The organism is Psychrobacillus sp. FSL W7-1493 (genome assembly GCF_038004905.1).
GTDB lineage: Bacteria > Bacillota > Bacilli > Bacillales_A > Planococcaceae > Psychrobacillus.
Window position 1 is genome coordinate 265,349 of record NZ_JBBOSB010000002.1, and the last position, 18,613, is coordinate 283,961.

The 18,613-nt window shown below is 37.6% G+C and carries 21 protein-coding genes; 16 read left to right on the plus strand and 5 right to left on the minus strand.

What is annotated here, in order from left to right; genetic code table 11:
* Positions 1-27: 27 nt before the first annotated feature.
* Entirely contained in the window at positions 28-1,146 is a 1,119-nt protein-coding gene (locus MKX96_RS18845) for an NADH-dependent flavin oxidoreductase (protein WP_340886657.1), read from the minus strand.
* A 161-nt stretch (positions 1,147-1,307) separates the two neighbouring features.
* On the opposite strand from MKX96_RS18845, the gene MKX96_RS18850 reads away from it, so the two are divergent.
* The 4 genes from MKX96_RS18850 to MKX96_RS18865 all read left to right on the plus strand — a co-directional run bounded on the left by MKX96_RS18850 (position 1,308) and on the right by MKX96_RS18865 (position 4,941).
* Positions 1,308-1,997, plus strand: a complete 690-nt coding sequence (locus MKX96_RS18850; RefSeq protein WP_340886658.1) for an HAD family hydrolase — start codon at positions 1,308-1,310, stop codon at positions 1,995-1,997.
* On the plus strand, positions 1,990-2,742 hold the full coding sequence (locus MKX96_RS18855; protein WP_340886662.1) for a YqjF family protein: 753 nt from the start codon (positions 1,990-1,992) through the stop codon (positions 2,740-2,742). The genes MKX96_RS18850 and MKX96_RS18855 overlap by 8 nt, the downstream gene beginning before the upstream one ends.
* Before the next feature lie 21 nt (positions 2,743-2,763).
* Entirely contained in the window at positions 2,764-3,714 is a 951-nt protein-coding gene (locus tag MKX96_RS18860) for an MBL fold metallo-hydrolase (RefSeq protein WP_298472166.1), read from the plus strand.
* Between the two features lie 627 nt (positions 3,715-4,341).
* Complete coding sequence (locus tag MKX96_RS18865) at positions 4,342-4,941, plus strand: hypothetical protein (protein ID WP_340886666.1); 600 nt, start codon at positions 4,342-4,344, stop codon at positions 4,939-4,941.
* 318 nt (positions 4,942-5,259) lie between these two features.
* Here the strand turns inward: MKX96_RS18865 and MKX96_RS18870 are convergent, their stop codons facing one another.
* Complete coding sequence (locus MKX96_RS18870; RefSeq protein ID WP_298472169.1) at positions 5,260-5,637, minus strand: SLAP domain-containing protein; 378 nt, start codon at positions 5,635-5,637, stop codon at positions 5,260-5,262.
* 120 nt (positions 5,638-5,757) lie between these two features.
* On the opposite strand from MKX96_RS18870, the gene MKX96_RS18875 reads away from it, so the two are divergent.
* Positions 5,758-6,732, plus strand: a complete 975-nt coding sequence (locus tag MKX96_RS18875) for a macro domain-containing protein (protein WP_298472171.1) — start codon at positions 5,758-5,760, stop codon at positions 6,730-6,732.
* 48 nt (positions 6,733-6,780) lie between these two features.
* Here MKX96_RS18875 and MKX96_RS18880 read toward each other — a convergent pair whose 3' ends face one another.
* Both MKX96_RS18880 and MKX96_RS18885 read right to left on the minus strand, forming a co-directional pair.
* Positions 6,781-7,005: a sulfurtransferase TusA family protein gene (locus MKX96_RS18880; RefSeq protein ID WP_169360055.1), complete on the minus strand. Its 225-nt coding sequence runs from the start codon at positions 7,003-7,005 to the stop codon at positions 6,781-6,783.
* A gap of 18 nt (positions 7,006-7,023) precedes the next feature.
* Positions 7,024-8,079, minus strand: a complete 1,056-nt coding sequence (locus MKX96_RS18885) for a YeeE/YedE family protein (protein WP_340886967.1) — start codon at positions 8,077-8,079, stop codon at positions 7,024-7,026.
* 250 nt (positions 8,080-8,329) lie between these two features.
* Between MKX96_RS18885 and MKX96_RS18890 the strand changes: the two genes are divergently transcribed.
* The 8 genes from MKX96_RS18890 to MKX96_RS18925 all read left to right on the plus strand — a co-directional run bounded on the left by MKX96_RS18890 (position 8,330) and on the right by MKX96_RS18925 (position 15,894).
* Positions 8,330-8,977 carry a vWA domain-containing protein gene (locus MKX96_RS18890; RefSeq protein WP_340886670.1) on the plus strand — a complete coding sequence of 216 codons (648 nt, stop codon included), beginning with the start codon at positions 8,330-8,332 and terminating at the stop codon, positions 8,975-8,977.
* An 89-nt stretch (positions 8,978-9,066) separates the two neighbouring features.
* The gene (locus MKX96_RS18895; protein ID WP_340886673.1) at positions 9,067-9,981 is read left to right on the plus strand and encodes a ferrochelatase; all 915 of its coding nucleotides are present in this window, start codon (positions 9,067-9,069) and stop codon (positions 9,979-9,981) included.
* Positions 9,982-10,303: 322 nt separating this feature from the next.
* Positions 10,304-10,978, plus strand: coding sequence for a GntR family transcriptional regulator (locus MKX96_RS18900; RefSeq protein ID WP_340886676.1), 675 nt, complete (start codon positions 10,304-10,306; stop codon positions 10,976-10,978).
* A 3-nt stretch (positions 10,979-10,981) separates the two neighbouring features.
* Positions 10,982-12,181: a CaiB/BaiF CoA transferase family protein gene (locus tag MKX96_RS18905; protein ID WP_340886679.1), complete on the plus strand. Its 1,200-nt coding sequence runs from the start codon at positions 10,982-10,984 to the stop codon at positions 12,179-12,181.
* Between the two features lies 1 nt (position 12,182).
* Positions 12,183-13,091 (plus strand): hydroxymethylglutaryl-CoA lyase, encoded by a 909-nt coding sequence (locus MKX96_RS18910; RefSeq protein WP_340886681.1) that lies wholly within the window; start codon positions 12,183-12,185, stop codon positions 13,089-13,091.
* Positions 13,088-14,113, plus strand: a complete 1,026-nt coding sequence (locus tag MKX96_RS18915) for a TRAP transporter substrate-binding protein (RefSeq protein WP_340886684.1) — start codon at positions 13,088-13,090, stop codon at positions 14,111-14,113. Before MKX96_RS18910 ends, MKX96_RS18915 begins: the two co-directional genes overlap by 4 nt.
* Before the next feature lie 12 nt (positions 14,114-14,125).
* Entirely contained in the window at positions 14,126-14,623 is a 498-nt protein-coding gene (locus MKX96_RS18920) for a TRAP transporter small permease (protein ID WP_298472185.1), read from the plus strand.
* Complete coding sequence (locus tag MKX96_RS18925; RefSeq protein WP_298472187.1) at positions 14,620-15,894, plus strand: TRAP transporter large permease; 1,275 nt, start codon at positions 14,620-14,622, stop codon at positions 15,892-15,894. Before MKX96_RS18920 ends, MKX96_RS18925 begins: the two co-directional genes overlap by 4 nt.
* Before the next feature lie 78 nt (positions 15,895-15,972).
* On the opposite strand, the gene MKX96_RS18930 is transcribed toward MKX96_RS18925, so the two are convergent.
* Positions 15,973-16,338, minus strand: a complete 366-nt coding sequence (locus MKX96_RS18930; RefSeq protein ID WP_340886688.1) for a hypothetical protein — start codon at positions 16,336-16,338, stop codon at positions 15,973-15,975.
* Between the two features lie 166 nt (positions 16,339-16,504).
* Here MKX96_RS18930 and MKX96_RS18935 point away from each other — a divergent pair, with 166 nt between their 5' ends.
* The 3 genes from MKX96_RS18935 to MKX96_RS18945 all read left to right on the plus strand — a co-directional run bounded on the left by MKX96_RS18935 (position 16,505) and on the right by MKX96_RS18945 (position 18,555).
* Positions 16,505-17,125 carry a histidine phosphatase family protein gene (locus tag MKX96_RS18935; RefSeq protein ID WP_340886690.1) on the plus strand — a complete coding sequence of 207 codons (621 nt, stop codon included), beginning with the start codon at positions 16,505-16,507 and terminating at the stop codon, positions 17,123-17,125.
* Entirely contained in the window at positions 17,122-17,835 is a 714-nt protein-coding gene (locus MKX96_RS18940) for an alpha/beta fold hydrolase (protein ID WP_340886692.1), read from the plus strand. Before MKX96_RS18935 ends, MKX96_RS18940 begins: the two co-directional genes overlap by 4 nt.
* A 72-nt stretch (positions 17,836-17,907) precedes the next feature.
* Positions 17,908-18,555, plus strand: coding sequence for an SIMPL domain-containing protein (locus MKX96_RS18945; protein ID WP_340886694.1), 648 nt, complete (start codon positions 17,908-17,910; stop codon positions 18,553-18,555).
* Positions 18,556-18,613: the final 58 nt, after the last annotated feature.

The window sequence follows — 18,613 nt, forward strand, 5'->3', positions numbered from 1 at the left end:
AAAACCTCCGGAGCCATTTTTTAATTGTTAGTCAGCGACTTTAAACCAACCTTTAACTTGCATGATTTTATCCCATAATGGATCTGGAATATCGAGTTCTTCTTTCTTGCTTACATAAACAGCGGGAAGAATGGTGTCGTCCGCCCCTTTTTCCATCTTCGTGAACCATTCAGGATCTGTAACTAATGCTCGGCCAATTGCAACAAGAGGAGTTACGTCTAATGCTTTTTCAACATCCTCTCTCGTTTCCAGAGCACCAACACCAATCACAGGTACCTTGTCGCCAACCGCCTCCTGAATAAGTTCAATACGTGGTGTAGTATCACTTTCGTCTCTATTAGAAGATCCAAAGAAGTGCCCGAGAGACACGTGAAGATAATCAAGGTCTTTTTCAGCCAATACACGTAAAAGCTTTAATGTATCATCCATTGTGAATCCTGGATCCTGATATTCCTCTGGAGAAAAGCGATAGCCTATTATAAATGGCTCCTTTGTATACTGGTTAGCAGCAGTTTGAACCGCATCTACAATTGCCAACGGAAATGTCATACGCTTCTCTAGGTTCCCACCCCATTTGTCAGTTCTACGATTGGAATGTGGAGAGAAGAACTGGTGAATTAAGTAAGTGTTCGCCCCATGTATTTCTACTCCGTCGAAGCCTGCTTCAATGGCTCTACGGGTTGCTTCTTTAAAAGAGGCAATCGTTTTTTCAATCTCTTCCTCTGTCATTTCTCGTGGTACTTCTGCATTGTCGCGAGGTGCTGCAACAGCACTTGCAGATACTGGTTGCTCCCCTTTCAACACGTTAGAATTCGATTGTCTACCTGCATGGAAAATTTGCAAAATAGCCTTTGAGCCATTGTCTTTAATAGCGCTCGCCAATTTTTGCAGGCTAGGTATTCTCTCGTCAGATTCCGCGCCTATTGAGTATTGAAATCCCACCCCAAGTGGCTCTGCATACGCACATGCCGTAATGACTGCACCAATTCCACTTTTAGCACGACGTGCATAATAGATGAGTTCATCCTCAGAAATATCTCCATTTTTCTCCGAAGAATAAGTAGTCATGGGAGCCATTAAAATTCGATTTTTTAATGTAACTCCTGATGGTAATGTGTATGAATCGAACATGGAATTATTACCCATTAAATAACATCTCCCTTATTATTAAGTCACTTCTCTATATACCCTAAATGAATGCTCTTCAAAATAAAAATAATTGGCTTGAAATCTCAATCTAGGAAGGTTTTTACTCATTAATTATAGAAGCTTTTCTATAACCGATAAAAAGGTAGGGGGGGAGCTGTTTGATTCAAGCGGTAATTTTTGATTTGTATGAGACGCTTATTACAGAATGGGAAAAGGGGAGTAAGAAAGCAAGTTATTCTGTAGAATTGCTAGGTATAGAAGAAGCGCTCTACAGACACGAATGGCATGCGCGAGTTAATGACAGAATGGATGGAACTTATGCCGATCATCCCAGCGTGTTAAAAGAGATTTTAACTGAAAATGGTTTGCCGATTGATGAAAAAGTTATCCAAGTAATACACGCACAAAGAGTATATGTGAAGTCTGTTGCTTTTGAGCATATTGATGACTCGATTATAAAAATGCTAGAAAACCTTAAAGCTAAAAATATTAAAATAGGACTCATTAGTAACTGTACATCTGAGGAAATAGAAGGATGGTATACCAGCTTATTGCCACCATTTTTTGATGATATCGTTTTCTCTTATGAAGTAAAAGAGCGTAAGCCAAATCCAGGCATCTACTTAACTGCTTGCAAGCGATTGGGTGTAGAGCCTGCGCATTGTTTATATATAGGAGACGGAGGGTCCGATGAGCTAATGGGTGCAAGTAAGGTTGGAATGAACCCATACCAGGCGACTTGGTTTTTGCAATCTCGAGAGCACAACATAGTTTTTGACTTTCCGAGGCTTGGACTACCAAGGGAAGTATTAGATTTAGTGAAGGAAGAGGAGAAAAGTTATGAATAGCAAAAAAGATAAATGGGATGCTAGTCATCGTTCATGGCCATTGCCTAAGTTACCATGGACAATGACTCAGACATGGAATGACTTGTTGTTTGCGCATTACCCCATCGACATAAACGTATTACGACAGCTTGTGCCTAATGGACTCGCTTTAGATACGTTTAATGGGAAAGGGTGGATTGGTGTTGTTCCTTTTCATATGACCAATATTAGACTACGTGGAACGCCAAGAGTTCCGGGAACTGATAGCTTTGCAGAGTTAAATGTCCGGACGTATGTAACAGTAAATGGAAAACCAGGTGTGTTTTTCTTCAGCTTAGATGCAGAAAACTTATTGGCAGTGAAGGTGGCTCAAACGATTTACCATTTACCATATATGCATGCCGATATGAAGGTAGAAAAAAGGGATTCGTTTATAGAATATACAAGTAAGCGACGGCACGGTGTGAATGCCAGATTTGAATGTAGCTACCGTCCTATCTCCGATTCCTTCTATGCAAAAGAAGGGAGCTTTGAAGAATGGCTTACAGAGCGCTATTGCCTATATACATTAAGTAAAAAAGGGGAGCCGCTGCGTTGTGACATCCTTCATGAGAGATGGCTATTACAGCAGGCTGAGGCAGATATTCGTTTAAACACTATGTTGTCTGAGCAAGGGATTCAGGTGGAAGGAGATGAACCAGTCCTGCACTATTCTAGAAGTATGGAGGTTAGGATGTGGCCGCTAGTTTCTGCATTAAACAATTAAATTCTAAAGGAGGAATTTTATATGGAGAGTTACCCGCTACCATTGAATGAAAGGATTTCTTTAATTGACATTCTAGATATGGGCTTTACAGAAAGAACAGGTACATATGTTATTAAGGAAGATGAGCTAACTATAGTAGAAACTGGTCCAAGCTCCTCGGTAAAGCATGTGAAAGAAGGTATTCAGAATTTAGGCTACTCCTTAGAGGATGTGAAATATATCATCGTGACCCATATTCACCTTGACCATGCTGGAGGCACTGGCCTACTATTACAGTCGTGCCCTAACGCTAAAGTAGTGGTGCATCCAAAAGGTGCAAGACATTTAGCAAATCCTGAGCGTCTTATTGCCAGTGCAAGAGCAGTATATGGAACTAAGTTCGATGAATTCTTTAATCCGATTGTACCGATACCAGAAGATCGATTACTAATTAAGGCAGAGGGAGAAACGTTACAAATGGGCTCCAACTGTACCCTGACATTCTTAGATACCCCTGGCCACGCCAATCATCATTTTAGTATTTTTGACCCAATCAGTAACGGCATGTTTGTAGGTGATACAGTTGGAGTGAGATACGAGCAGCTAGCTAAAGATGGTGTAGACTTGGTACTGCCTTCCACATCACCAAATCAATTCAATCCCGAGGCGATGCAAAATGCAATAGAGCGATTCCAAAGTATGAATCTAAGCTATATTTACTATGGTCACTTTGGGATGACGACTGATGCAGCAGCAGGGTTGGCACAGGTTTCCGAGTGGCTTCCACTTTTTGTAGAAACTGCGAAAGATGTTCAAAGAGAAAATAAAGACCATGAGGAGCTAGCAAAGAGACTTCAGGCATTAGTGAAGGATCATTTAAGAGGACAAGAAATTCCAGATGACCATGAAGTATATGAGATCATTCAAATTGATACCGAGGTATGTTCGATGGGATTGATGGATTTCTTGGGAAAACAAAACTTAAATAGTTAAGTAACAGGAGTAAAAAATGTAAACGTGATAGATTAAAAGAGATTTTTGGGGGAGTAAACATGTTTAAGCTATTTTCAACAAAATGTTCTATTTGCCATAGAAAAGCAGGTCCATATCGTTTCTTTAAAAGTCCTGAAGGGAAGAAGCTAAAACTTTGTTATGGTTGTTCCGAATATGCAGAAAGACGAGCATATAAAAAAATGTCATAATAATCTTTAAAGTTGTGAATAAGGTGGAGAGGCTTGAGGATTTATTGTGTCCATTTCAATACCAACCAATAAAGGATAGGCAGGTCGTACAAGTTAGCTACTACTGGTGGTGAAAAATCGTTAATATGCAGGAATTCAGTGGTGGTTCAGGCAGCCATAATGAATATGCTGATAACCCAATTAAACGTCATTGACTACTAGGGACTTATCACAACTTTCGCTTACCTTTCAAAACTAAGGAAGGTCAAAACAACCGTCAAAACTCCCGCACAGTGATTAGGTATAACAGACAAAGAACTGTATTTGAAAAATATTATATATCTAAGATAGTTCACTTGAAGAAAGTGGACTATCTTTTTGGATGTAAATCTAACGGGGCAGGATGATTGAAGAAATAAAATGGCAAAAGGGTGATAATATGAACAAACCGAAATTAAAAAAGTTATTAAATAGATTTCTTATTGTGATAGTTGGAGTCTTTGTTATATACAGTATTTATGTTCAGTTAGAGTATAAGCACTATGTTAATCAGAGTGTAGATAGAAATTATGAAAGTTTATCAATTATAACCGTTCAAGGTAGTAATTTGGCTAAGAGGCTAGGGGAGTTTGTTGATTTAACTACCGAAAAAGAGGAAAACAATGAAGTGAAAAATGATTTGTACAACAGTTGGAGCATTGTTATCGCAGAGAATAGAAGCATTCATTCCTACTTGTTTGCTATCTCAACCATACATATGGGCGACACATCATCCGATTGGGATTTACTACAATATAGCTTATTTCGTGTTGATGAATTTATTTCTGGTATGACAAATAAGTTTCTTAAAAATCATTCTTATGCGATAAGTAGTGAAGAAAAAGAGAAGATGGACGCCGTTATTACAGTTTTTAGTACGATTAGTGAAGAAAAAGGCAATGAATTAGTTAATATAGAAGGCATCTTACAGTCTATAAAGGAACCGATGCTCATTATTGACGACAATTATTCAGATACACTTGAACGAATTGGTAGATGATTGGCTTATTTAGCTAACGAGGACTTTAATTGAAGAAGGTGACATTTAAAGTCAAAGGAAAAAGGAGCTGGATTATCCAAGGTCCTTTTTTATTGTGTTATTTTTACTGTTAATTTATATGCCATTTCCAGTGTTAGTTCCTAACCATTTAAGTAGCTATTTCCATTGTTTTTTGCTGTTTTATACTCCAAAACCGAACCCGTTAGATTTCAGTGACCTGCTTTTTTATTTTGGCTAAATCAATTGGCTATGTAAAATGCCAATGTTTAATTATGATGCAAATAAAATCAGACCAGAAAAAAGCCTTGCCTTTTCATGTTATTCTAAACGTATGAATCCCGATGGGGAAGGTCTTTGTTCTACTAGGCTGTGTACCGGAAATATAAAGGTCCAAGGCATACTCGTTTTAGATGGAACGACAAGAGTTGGGATAGTGAAATCGTTTTTAGCTATTGTGTCCTCTTCAATCAGATAGAAGATACGTGTTTTGTGAAAAGAAAGAGAGCGCTCCGTGAAGTTATGGACTAGTACGGTAACTAATAGCTCGTTTTTATGATTAATAGCTTCTTTTATGGGTGAAAAAACAATGTTGTTAGACAATGACTCCTTTGTTTCCTCGAAAACTTTTTCGATATACAAACGATCCCGTTTAGCTATTGCTTTATCCCAGGATGCTTCGAATTTTAGCTTTTGCATATTAGTAACCTCCTCTAGAACGCAAGTTTAGCATAAATAGTTATGTCTTGCTGTTCAATTAGTCGCGTTTTGTTTAATATTTAAGCTAATAGAAATGAGCTTGAGAGGAAGGAGTAGAGTATGCCATTAGAGATTGTCCGAAATGATATTACAAAGATGCAAGTAGATGCAATTGTAAATGCTGCAAATCAAAATCTTCAAATAGGAGGCGGTGTCTGCGGGGCTATTTTCCATGAGGCGGGGGCCAAGGAACTACAAAAAGCCTGTAATCATATTGGGCATTGTCAAACTGGCGAAGCAGTTATAACGGACGCCTTTCGACTAGATGCTCAATATATTATTCATGCAGTAGGGCCTGTATGGAAAGGGGGTTCTAACGGAGAAAAAGACCTACTAACTGCCTGCTATAATAACTCGCTAAAATTAGCGTTATCTCATGGCTGTGAGTCAGTAGCGTTTCCATTAATCTCTTCTGGTATTTATGGATATCCAAAGGAGCAAGCTCTACAGGTAGCTATTTCTACGATAAGCTCGTTCCTCTTGAATCATGAAATGCTTGTTTATATTGTTGTTTATGATAAAAAAGCCTTTAAACTAAGTGAGAAACTGTTCAGGTCTATTGAGGAATTTATTGATGAGCACTATGTCGAGGAAATGGACATAAGCTTCGGCAGAATTAGAAGAGAAGTATATGAGCTAGAGGATTCGATGGTGTTGCAATCTAGCCAGGATTTACAGGAAATAATAGAGCATTTGGATGAATCATTCTCCGAAAGGCTTCTACGCTTTATAGATGAAAAGGGAATGACCGATGTTTCTGTCTACAAAAATGCAAACATTGACCGACGCCTGTTTTCGAAAATAAGAAATAACAAGGACTATACTCCATTAAAGAAAACAGTAGTCGCCTTTGCCATATCCCTTCGATTAAACCTTGAAGAAACGAATAGCCTATTAGAAAAGGCTGGGTACACATTATCTAGAAGCCATAAATTTGATGTGATTATTGAATATTTTATCCAACAGGAAAACTATAATATATTCGAGATTAATGAAGCTCTGTTTAGTTTCGACCAAGCATTATTAGGTGCATAAAACAAGAAAAGGACGACCCTGACTGATGTCTGGATCGTCCTCATTTTATTATTTCTTTTGAACAGTAATTGTCCAAGCAGCATCACTTAGCTGCTCATAGTTAGTAATTGTGTGACCCTCTTCTGCTGCCCAACGAGGGATGCTTTCAGTTGCTTGCGTACAGTCAAATTCAATTACAAGCTCGTCACCTGAGCTCATTTCTGCGATAGCCTCTTTTGCTTCTACTAAAGGGAATGGACAAACCATACCCATAACTTCTAATACTTGTTTCATTTGAAATTCTCTCCTTTTTTAAGCTGTTTTTACACTTGCTTTCATCGCTTTGTTTTTTCTGCGTCCGCGGACAAAAACAAAGTATACTGCTGTCCATGTACCTAAAATCATAAATGCTAGAGCAATCCAGCCCTGCCAAGTCATCATGGCAGTCATTACTAAGCCATTTCCAATAGAGCACCCGCCTGCTAAACTAGCACCGAAGCCCATTAAATTACCACCAACAAAGCTATTAATACCAGTTTTAACATCTGGCATTCTGAAACGGAACTCACGGCTAGCTTTTGCTGCGATAAATGATCCAATGAAAATACCAAGGACTAAAAATACTCCCCAATTGATAAATGCTGTGTCCCCTGTTGTTAAATATTGAAGAATATTAGCTGACGGAGTTGTAATTCCTAGGCCACCAATACGTCCAGTAGCAACACTTAACGGCCAAGCTAACACTGCGATAGCCCCGATTAAAACGGCAGTTATAAATGGGTGCCAGCGTTTTTCAAATAATATATGTGCCAATCCAGTTCTTTTTGGCTTTAAAGATGGGATAAAAACTTTTGGTTTTGTAACTTCTTTATAGACGATCCATCCTACTACTGCTACTAGAATACCTATTAAAATCCACACGTTGATGCCAAGTGTTTCTGAAATGGAGTTAGATGGTAGCTGAGATGAACTTATTTTATTGTTTAAAGGTACTAATACCCCAGTTTTCATAATAGCAGCCATTAGCATATATCCTGCTAAGGCAATCCAGCTCCCGATTAAGCCTTCACCAGCACGGTACCAAGTTCCCGTCGCACAACCACCAGCTAACACAATACCAATACCAAAAATGAATGATCCTATAATTATTGCAACTAACGGTAGAGTACCAGCATTAAATTCAAACACGCCTAACTCTATTAATGTATATACACCGACACTTTGTACGGCAATTGCTATTAATAACGCATAAAACATGCGATTGTCTTTTGTTAAGTACATATCACGGAAACCGCCAGTCAAACAAAATCTTCCTCGTTGCATGACGAATCCTAATAACGCCCCACAAAATAAACCTGTAATGAGCATTTGTATCACGTTTATCCCGCCTTCTCTTTAATTCTTACTAAACTGATAGGATTATAATACATTGGAAAAGTAAATATGACAATGATTTTGCTCAAATAAATATCTTCCAATTCGTGGAGGTTGAAAGAGGTATTTTGACAGTTACACTTCTAAACTTACACTTGCTATAGAAGTCGCCTTGCAAGCGACCTTTCCCATTATAGAAATTGATACTCTTTTTATATAAATAAAAACCAATGGAGGCTATATGATGAAAAACAATTTAACAGAGCTAGTTTTTATATTAGATAAAAGTGGTTCAATGACCGGACTAGAAGCAGATACGATCGGTGGCTTTAATGCCATGCTTGCTAAACAAAAGAAAGAGGAAGGAGAGGCAATCGTAACGACAGTACTATTTAATGATGACTATGAATTACTACATGACCGGATAAATGTTAAAGGCGTTTCACCTATAACTGAAAGAGACTACCAGGTAGGGGGAATGACCGCATTACTGGATGCGATAGGATCCACCATACAGAAAATAGGAAACATACAAAAGAGAACAAGCTCTGAGGAACGAGCTAGCAAAGTCCTATTTGTTATTACGACGGATGGGATGGAAAACTCTAGCTGTGAGTATAATTACGAAAAAATTAAAATGATGATTTCACGTCAGAAGGAGACATACGGCTGGGAATTTATATTTTTAGGAGCCAATATAGACGCCATTGCTACTGCTGCCAACTTTGGGATTTCGGAGGAATTTGCCGTCAAATATCATGCTGATAAGGAAGGAACACGTTTAAACTATGAATCGGTTAGTAACGTAGTTTCATCTTACCGTAAAGGGTCCAAAATAGACCGCTCTTGGAAGATGGGGATAGAAAAGGATTTTACTAGCCGTAAGCACTAGGGAGAATAAACATATAATAAGGTCAGTCAAAAGTGACTGACCTTTTTCCATGGAAGCTTTACCTAGAATAGAAAGGAGTTTAAAGTACGTTGATTGGTATTGTTTTTTATGCATATGCAGCACCACAGTCAAAAGATGATCTCCCTGAATTTTTCACCCACCTCATTGGTGGAACCGAAGTAACACCAATGGTAGTGGAGGACTTTATGAGAAGATACAGGGAGTTTGGCTCCAATGACCCATTAGGCGCCCATACCCAACGAATAGCCAGGGGGTTGGAGAAACTTTTAAAACCTAAGATAAAAGAAGTGAAAGTGTATAACGCTTACAAACATACAACTCCCTTTTTAGAGGATACACTTCAGAAAATGCTGGAGGATGGTGTGGAAACCTTTGTCACGTTTTCTGTTAACCCTATATTTTCTCCGACAGGAGCTGGTATATATCAGAAAGAGGTAGAAGATTTTCTAGCTAAATCAGGACAAAAACGAGAGCTAATTCATATAAAAAACTGGAACACCCATCCTGCCATTATCTCTGTGTATGGTGATCGCTTGAAGCGAGCGGTTAAGTGGCTACCTGCTCATGTAAGGGAGGATGCCTTTGTGTTATTTACTGTGCATAGCCAGCCGCTGAACCCAGCGAGTAATAATGAATATATTGGCCAATATCAAGCGATGGCTCAAGCAGTTGCTATAGAAGCAGATGTAGAAAATTGGATGATGACCTACCGTAGTGCAAGTAGCAAGGAAAGATGGCTTAGTCCAGATGTAAAGGACGCGATGAGGTCTTTAAGTGCAGAGGGATCCCGAGGCTTTGTGACATGTGAGCTGTTATCTATCGTGGCAGATATGGAATCATTCTTTGAAATAGGTAGAGATGCGCAAGCGGTTAGCGATGACCTGAAGGTAGAGTTTGTTCGTACTGAATTTCCAGGAGATTCATTTGACACAGTTAATGCCTTAGCAGAAGTAGTGGAAGAGCAGCTGATAAAGGGAAAATAACGAAATGAGGAGGGTTAGTGGCTCTAATCTTATTAGAAGGATAATAAAAACTCTTCTAAACAAACTTGTTTCTTTAGGATTTGAAATAAGCAAATAAATGTCTTTTGGTATCTTATTAGTTTATTTAAACAAATAAATCTTTATTTATAGTTACACTAAGATAAGGTTATGATTATTATTTCGTTATTTATTTTAACTAAAATAGGTAGCGGAATATAATAATTAAGAAATGCACTAAAAATATATTGACTATTTAAAGTTTTTTGATTATTCTTTAAAATATAAAAGTTGTATACAGTCTACAATTTTGGGAGGGGTATTATTGTCAACAAGTGTAAAAAAAAATCCAAATTTAAAGACTCAAGTTTATAACTACTTGAAAAATCAAATTATGACAGGAAAGTTAAGACCGGGGGAAAGATTAATAGAAGAGAAAATATCAAACGATTTAGAAGTCAGTAGGAGCCCAATTAGAGAATCCATTAGAATGCTTGAAAAAGATGGACTTCTGAAAGTAAAAAAAACAGGGGGGGTTACAGTAGTAAAACCCACTATGGAAGATTTTCAACATATGTATGAATGCCGTGTAGAAATGGAACCGCTTTCATCTTTTTATGCTGCTAAAAGAAGGTCACCTGAACAATTAGAGTTGATGAGAGCTGCCTTACTAAAAGGTAAAAACTATTCAAGTGACAACAGCTTAGCTAGTAAAAAAGATAATGAAGTTTTAAGTTTTCACGAGGCAGTTGTACAAGCTAGTAATAACCAATGGTTGATTAGTATGGTTTCTCATTTAAGAGGCATTAATGGGTTTTATAGACAGTCCATAATAGAAGAAAATCCCTTTCATGTCGAACAAGCCTTTAATGAACATCAAAAAATTTTCCAGGCTATTGTAGATCAAGATAGTGAAAGTGCCAGGAACTTTATGCGACAGCATATTGAAAGCGATTACAATTTGTTTATGGAACTATGTAGAAAAAAAGAGGTGAAATAAGTCTTGTCAAAAAAACCATTAGAAGGAATTAAAGTATTGGAATTAGGAAATTTAGTGGCTGCTCCGTTTGCTGGAAAATTATTTGCAGAGTTTGGTGCAGAAGTAATAAAGGTGGAGGAACCTAAAAATGGTGATCCTTTAAGAAGTTGGAGGGTGATGCATGAGGACACGTCCGTTTGGTGGTATGTGCAATCAAGAAATAAAAAGTCAATTACTATTAATTTACGTGAGTCAGAGGGACAGGAAATAGTTAGGGAACTCGTGGGCAAAGTAGATGTGGTTCTTGAGAACTTTAAGCCGGGTACTCTAGAGAGATGGGGTCTAGGATATGAAGATTTAAAGGAAGTTAATAATTCAATTATTATGACACGAATATCTGGTTATGGTCAGACGGGGCCATATAAAGAAAAGGCTGGATTTGGAAGTGTGGCTGAAGCTATTGGAGGCCTAAGATACTTAACCGGTTATCCAGATTTACCTCCAGTCAGAGTAGGTATAGCTATAGGAGACTTAATAGCTGGATTATATGCGGTAATCGGAACCCTGATGTCGCTAAGAGCTAGGGATAATCATCCTTCAAAGACTGGACAACTAGTGGACGTAGCACTTTATGAGTCTGTTTTTAGTTTGCTCGAGGGGATCTTACCGGAATACGATTTAACAGGGATAGTTAGGGAGAGAACAGGGAGTACTCTTCCTGGAATAGCACCATCTAACACATATGTGTGCAAGGATGGCAAACACATAGTTATAGGGGGAAATGGAGATAAGATATTTCAGAGATTAATGATTGCAATAGGAAGAGAAGATTTAGCTGCTGACCCGTTGTACTCAACTAATCAAGGGCGTGCGGATAATGTGGAATATATTGATGGGGCTATTGAGGACTGGACAAAACAATATCCATTGAAAGATGTGCAAAATATACTTGATGAAGCATCTGTTCCAGTTGGACCCATTTATGGAATAAAGGAAATTATTGAAGATGAGCAATACATAGCTCGGGATATGCTTCAAAAAATAGAAATACAAAATGGTGCGAAGGTTTTAATGCCTGGAATTGTACCCAAGCTCTCTGAAACTCCTGGGAAAATTGAATGGAGCGGACCTAAACTAGGAGAGCATAACGAAGAAATTTATACTAAATTTTTAAATATGTCAGTGGAAGAGTTCAAAATATTTAAAGAAAAGGGAGTGATTTAATATGGCCGATGTGAAAATTATTGACGTCAGTCCTCGTGATGGACTACAGAACGACTCTAAAATTATATCGGTTGAAGAAAAAGTTGAGTTGATTAATAGATTACTAAAAGCAAGGGTTAGCTCTATTGAAATTACTTCATTTGTTCATCCTAAAAAAGTTCCCCAGATGGCGGATGCAGAAGAGGTTGTCCAAGAATCAGCAAAACTAGGAAGTTTTGACGCAATTGCATTGGTCCCGAACTATAAGGGATTTCAACGACTGAAAAAATTCAATCTCTCAGAAATAAACTGGGTCAGTTCAGCAACAGAGACATTTAATCAAAAAAATATTGGCTTCACGATTGAAGAGAGTCTGAAGCAATTTAAATTAATTAAACAGGAAGCTAAACACGCTGGGATTAAGACTAATTTTTCAATTGCTGTTAGTTTTGGATGTCCTTATGAAGGAGATGTGGATAAATCAAAGGTTGTGGAATTAGTGGAAAGAGTAAAGGGGATAGGGGTAGATCGGATTACTATTGCAGATACGATAGGTATTGCAACACCTAACCAGGTAAAAGCCCTAAGTGAGGAAGTTTTAGGTATTGTAGGTAATACACCTGTAGCAATTCATTTACACGACACAAGGGGTCTTGGACTGGCAAATGCCTACAGTGCTTATGAAGCGGGTATTCGCATTTTTGAAACAGCGGTTTCTGGAATTGGTGGATGTCCCTTTGCCCCAGGCGCTGCAGGTAATTTAGCAACAGAAGATTTAGTTTACTTATTTCATCGAATGAACATTAGCACAGGCTTAGATTTAAATGAATTAATAAATGCAGCAGATTTTGCTGCAAGTTTATCTTCGAAGAACCCATTGGGACGTATTAGGCATATCGAGAGAAATATTATTAGGGAGGAAATAAAATGAAAAAACTGTGGAAAACTCTTTCTTTTATCACTATAGTAACTTTACTATTATCGGCATGTAGTTCTAGTGATGGAGAAACTAAGGCAGTCAGTTCAGATGTAAAAGGATTTGAAGAAACTACAATTCGTTTAGCCTATAATTTGCCTGCAGATCATCATGTGGCAATAGGTATTGAACAATTTGCAAAAGATGTTATGGAAAAATCAGGTGGTGCTATAAAAATGCAAGTATATCCATCTGGTCAGTTATTAACTGATAAAGAGATGAACCAGTCTATATTAACTGGTGGTGTAGAGATGGGAGTAAATTCTTCAACTCTTTGGGCAAGTACAGTACCTGTAATGGGAGTATTTGACGTGCCTTATATCTTTAATGACTATGAAAAAACAGGAGAGGCTCTAAATGGTGAATTTGGGGACAAGCTTCGTACTGCTATGGAAGATAAAGGTGCAAAGGTGCTCATGTTTGCTGACTATGGATTTGCTCAATTTGCAAATAATAAACGTCCTTTAAAATCTCCAGAAGATTTTAAAGGTCTAAAAATTAGAAGCATAGGGGATATTCCTTCTGAAATGATAAAGGCTTATGGCGCTTCGCCGGTATTTATGGGTGGGGGAGAAGTGTACATGGCCTTACAACGTAACACAGTTGACGGAGCAACGTCTGGCACAACTGCCATGGTTCAAAGAAAATATGACGAGGTAACAAAATACTTAACTATTAACAATTACGCCTATCTTGAATTTATTCTAGCTGTTAATAAAAAGTTTTGGGACGACCTTCCTGTAGAAACGCAAAACTTACTAACTGAAACTGCTCAGGAAACTGAAAAATGGATTCGTGATAAAGCGAAATCTGAAGATGAAAAAACAGCTAAGGAACTTGAAGACAGAGGCATGGAGGTATATAAAGTTCCCGAAGAAGACTTAGAGAAGTGGAAAGAAGCAGCTAAACCTGCTTGGGATGCATTTTTAAACAATACTGGTGAAGCAGGTAATGAACTTTTAGACTTGGTTCAATAAGGGGGGGAACTTATGAAAGCAATTTATGAACTCTCCGATAAGCTGATAAAGATAGGGGCATATACGGCAGGTTTGTTAATAGTGTTAACAACATTTATGACATTCTATGAAGTTATTTCTCGATGGTTATTTAATAGTCCTACCATTTGGGCAACTGAACTATCCACATATTCTATTATTGGAAGTTGTTTCTTAGCGAGCGCTTATGCAGTGAGAACTTATTCTCACATTACTGTAGACCTCTTGATTAATAATGTTAACGATAAGTTTAAGAAAGTACTTGCTTATCTATCGAATGCTATGGGATTAGTATTTAGTATTATATTTACTTATTATGGATTCCATCATGTGCTGAATACTTTTGAATTAGGGATTACCTCTTCATCTTTGTTAAGGATACCAATGTACCTGCCGGAGTTGTTTTTACCTGTGGGAGGTGCCTTAATGTGCATAGCCTTTATCTTGCAGATAATAGATGGTGACATTCACAGGGGAGGGGAACATATTTGAACATTTTCTTTATTGGTGGACTAGGAACATTTTTACTCTTGGGCTTACCTGTAGCATTTGCTCTTTCATTACTCGCTGTAGTGGGAATGTATATATTTAATGGTGGCACTTTTGCATTTATGCAAGTGCCAATTATCTCTTACAAGGCTCTCGATGATTTTTCCTTAACTGCTTTGCCGATGTATGTATTAATGAGTCAAGTTTTGCTAGTAAGTGGCGTAGGTAGAGACTTATATGAAATGGCCAGCAGATGGTTTCGTCACTTACCGGGAGGACTTGCAATTGCTACACTCTTTTGTTGTGCAATTTTTGCAGCTATATCAGGTTCGAGTGTTGCCACTGCAGTAACGGTAGGCTCGGTAGCTTTACCTGAAATGGTAAAGAGAGGATATAATAAGAGACACGTACTTGGTATGCTAGCTGCTGGTGGTACTCTGGGAATTTTAATACCACCCAGTGTTCCGATGATTATTTATGGCTCAGTAACTGGTGAGTCAATTGGTAAGCTGTTTATAGCTGGAATTGTCCCGGGTATAATACTAACTATATCTTTTATGATTTTTGCTTCATATCAAACACGTCATATCAAAGATAAACCAGCTACTTGGGCCGAAAGAATGGAAGGTACTAAAACTGCTATTTGGGGCTTGTTATTACCAGCAATTGTAATAGGGGGAATTTACACTGGTATTTTTACTCCTACGGAAGCTGCAGCGGTAGGTGTAATGGTTAGTTTTGCAATTTCGTTGTTTATCTATAAAAATCTAACGCTTGCCAATTTCAAAAAAATAATAATTGAAACTGTGAAAACTAATGCAATGATTCTATTTATCATTGTTGGAGCTATGTTACTTGGCTACATAATGACAATTTTAAATATTCCTCAAACCATTACAAATTATGCTACAAGCCAAGAGATTTCGCCATGGATTATATTTATATTAATCAACATAGTTTTGCTAATATTAGGCATGTTTTTGGAGACAATTTCTATTTTGGTAATCACTTTGCCTATCTTATATCCAATAATTATGGCATTAGGTTTTGACCCAATTTGGTTTGCTATTATTATGGTTATTAACATGGAGCTTGCTCTTATTTCTCCTCCTGTAGGTTTGAATTTATTTGTGTTAAAGGGAATAGATCGAACTAATAGGATAGATGAAATTGTTAAAGGGGTAATACCATACGCAATAATTATGATTTTATTAATAGTCGTATTATCCGTTTTTCCTGAAATATCCACTTTTTTAATTAGTGATATAGAATAATATCCTTTTAAATTATAGTAATACAGGAATGATAGACAAAAAGAACTTCAGGTACTTGAAGTTCTTTTTGTCTTCTTCCTACTCATATAAAGTACTATCTAAATCCCCATCTTCCTGATATATAGAAAGAATTCCATTGTGATCATTGACGTATGGCTTAGCCTTTTCAAGCAAAGCATCCTTTGTCTCCTCTGAGAAAATGGCTCTTTCTCCGTTTTCTTTTAGCAGTACCCAATCTTCTTCCCGAGCCTTTACCTCATATCTTGGGCGGTCATTATCGTCCCCATTCACTGCCTTTCTTGCCTGGGCTGTTGCAATAGCGATTGCTCTTCCTTCATCAGTATCGTCTCTTAATAATGCATTCGCAATTTCAATCGCTTTTTCCCGAACATCTGGCTCAAGATTTTTCATTGAAGCTGGATAATCATTTTTACTCCACGGCATATCTATCGCCTCCTTGCTAAGAAATTCCCGAAATTAAATCAAAATAAACATCACGTACTGAAATAGTAAATTATTTTCAAGGAAAATCTTATTATTCTTTTCTGGAAGATCTTCATTCGAGTATAATTATTAATTAATATACTTTCCAATATTTGGGGTGATTTGAATGGAGTTATTAATTATTAGACATGGAGAATCGGAAGCTGATCTGTTAGGTGTGCATGAAGGTAGAGCGAACTTTCCTTTAACTGAGTTAGGTATTGAACAAGCTAGTAAGATGGCTACATACGTGAAGGGTCATTTTCCACCAAACGTTATATTGTGTAGTCCTCTAAGTCGTGCAAAGAGTACTGCGACTATTCTACAAAGTAATATAGGCTGTGAGATGTATGAGGAGTCTGACTTAATGGAGTTTAATAACGGAGTACTAGCGGGTTTACCTCGAGAAGAAGCAGCTATAAAGTACCCTCTACCTAAAGAAGGAAGACCGATTTATATACCAATTGAAGCTGGAGAATCAGAGTTAGCGTTTCGTTACAGAGCAGAATACATACTTCATAAAATAATAGAAGAATACAAGGATTATCAAAGAGTGGCAATTGTGTCACACGGTGGCTTGATCTCCAACCTTATTAAGGCGTTTCTTCAATTGCCAGTTACCAGTGACTATATTTTCCCTACGGGAGACACAGGTATGCATTTACTGACCATTGAAAAGGACAAGCGTATGATCAAGTTCTTAAATAGACTGGAGCATATAAATAACGAAGAAGAGGTGATTAAATGATTTTACATACATCCATTCAGGGGAGCGGTGAACCACTCTTATTTTTGCATACAGGCTTACAAACTGGAAATACAGACTTTCAATATCAGCAGAACTTTTTCAAAGATAGCTATAAAGTATTTGCCCCGGATTTAAGGGGACATGGGCAGTCGCCTTCAGAGGAAATTGAAAATTTCTTTTTGGATTCTGCGCAAGATTTATTGGAAACCATCAATCATTATCAGCTGAAAAAGATTCATTTGGTTGGATGCTCACTGGGTGCAATTGTAGCGGTACAATTTGCTAGACTTTTTCCGGAGCGAATTCAAACACTCACTGTTTCAGGCATGATGCCAGTTAAGCCGGATGACTGGCTGGATTTGCACATGCAGGATGTAAAAACTCAGGAACAGATTTTATGGAACGACGATTTCATAAACTATTTTGATAAACTACATTCATCTGGTTGGAGAAGGTTTATTCACTTGGGGAAAAAAGAGGACTGGTATCCTTTTGAAGATATGTTAGCTATGTATCACTTCGAGTTCCCTGTCTTATACATAGTTGGGGAAATGAATGCACATGAAACTGTAGGAGCAACGATTTACCCGAAAGAAAACAAACATATTCACGTTGCTGTTATCCCTTTTGCAGGGCATTTAGTACATGAAGACCAGCCTGCTATTTACACCGATATAGTAATAACCTTTTTAGAGTGCTCCCAAGGTTAAATTATTATTTTAAACAAGTTTTTTGGCCGGCAAGCATATGCTATCTATATATGTAATATGGAAGGGGATCTTATGTATTTAAACGCGTTACATCCTTGTCCTCTCATTCGGACGATCACTGTTAATGGAGAAGGCTCAATTACTGTTCCACCGAATTATGCGTTGCTACAAATCGAAGTTACCACGGAAGGCAGCGAGGTGGAGGAAGCCCAGCAAAGAAATGCAGCAATTATGAATCAGGTCATTCAATCCATACTAGAGCTTGGTATACCAAGAGAAAATATACAAACTGCTGCATACAATATTTTTCCGCGTTACGATTTTGTAGATGGAAAACAGGTTTTCAGGGGATATGAAGTGACTAATGCCATTTCGGTAAAAATACCTGATGTAAGCATGGTAGGAAAAGTGATTGATACAGCCGTTAGTAATGGGGCAAATCGAATTTCTTCTCTTGAATTCAGATTAGAAAACGAAGATGCCTATTATCAAAGAGCTCTTAGTAAGGCTTTAATGAATGCACAATTAAAGTCAAATACAATAGCAGAAACAATGAGGCTTTCAGTTTCACCACAAGTTATAGAGGTAGTGGAGGAAAAAGAAGGAAGTCCGATCGTACCATATAGAGCGATGTTAATAGAATCATCTACAGGAGCAACCCCAATTGAACAAGGTGTAATTACGATAATAGCTAGAGTCACAGTTAAGTTTCAATACTAATAAATAATTAATATTGTGTATAAAAATACGTAATATCCATTTGCATAATACCTTTTTA

Coding starts and splice junctions, on each gene's coding strand:
- MKX96_RS18845 (WP_340886657.1), bottom strand. CDS start 1,146: ATGGGTAATAATTCCATGTTCGATTCATACACATTACCATCAGGAGTT.
- MKX96_RS18855 (WP_340886662.1), top strand. CDS start 1,990: ATGAATAGCAAAAAAGATAAATGGGATGCTAGTCATCGTTCATGGCCA.
- MKX96_RS18860 (WP_298472166.1), top strand. CDS start 2,764: ATGGAGAGTTACCCGCTACCATTGAATGAAAGGATTTCTTTAATTGAC.
- MKX96_RS18865 (WP_340886666.1), top strand. CDS start 4,342: ATGAACAAACCGAAATTAAAAAAGTTATTAAATAGATTTCTTATTGTG.
- MKX96_RS18870 (WP_298472169.1), bottom strand. CDS start 5,637: ATGCAAAAGCTAAAATTCGAAGCATCCTGGGATAAAGCAATAGCTAAA.
- MKX96_RS18875 (WP_298472171.1), top strand. CDS start 5,758: ATGCCATTAGAGATTGTCCGAAATGATATTACAAAGATGCAAGTAGAT.
- MKX96_RS18880 (WP_169360055.1), bottom strand. CDS start 7,005: ATGAAACAAGTATTAGAAGTTATGGGTATGGTTTGTCCATTCCCTTTA.
- MKX96_RS18885 (WP_340886967.1), bottom strand. CDS start 8,079: ATGCTCATTACAGGTTTATTTTGTGGGGCGTTATTAGGATTCGTCATG.
- MKX96_RS18890 (WP_340886670.1), top strand. CDS start 8,330: ATGAAAAACAATTTAACAGAGCTAGTTTTTATATTAGATAAAAGTGGT.
- MKX96_RS18910 (WP_340886681.1), top strand. CDS start 12,183: ATGGCCGATGTGAAAATTATTGACGTCAGTCCTCGTGATGGACTACAG.
- MKX96_RS18915 (WP_340886684.1), top strand. CDS start 13,088: ATGAAAAAACTGTGGAAAACTCTTTCTTTTATCACTATAGTAACTTTA.
- MKX96_RS18920 (WP_298472185.1), top strand. CDS start 14,126: ATGAAAGCAATTTATGAACTCTCCGATAAGCTGATAAAGATAGGGGCA.
- MKX96_RS18930 (WP_340886688.1), bottom strand. CDS start 16,338: ATGCCGTGGAGTAAAAATGATTATCCAGCTTCAATGAAAAATCTTGAG.
- MKX96_RS18935 (WP_340886690.1), top strand. CDS start 16,505: ATGGAGTTATTAATTATTAGACATGGAGAATCGGAAGCTGATCTGTTA.
- MKX96_RS18940 (WP_340886692.1), top strand. CDS start 17,122: ATGATTTTACATACATCCATTCAGGGGAGCGGTGAACCACTCTTATTT.
- MKX96_RS18945 (WP_340886694.1), top strand. CDS start 17,908: ATGTATTTAAACGCGTTACATCCTTGTCCTCTCATTCGGACGATCACT.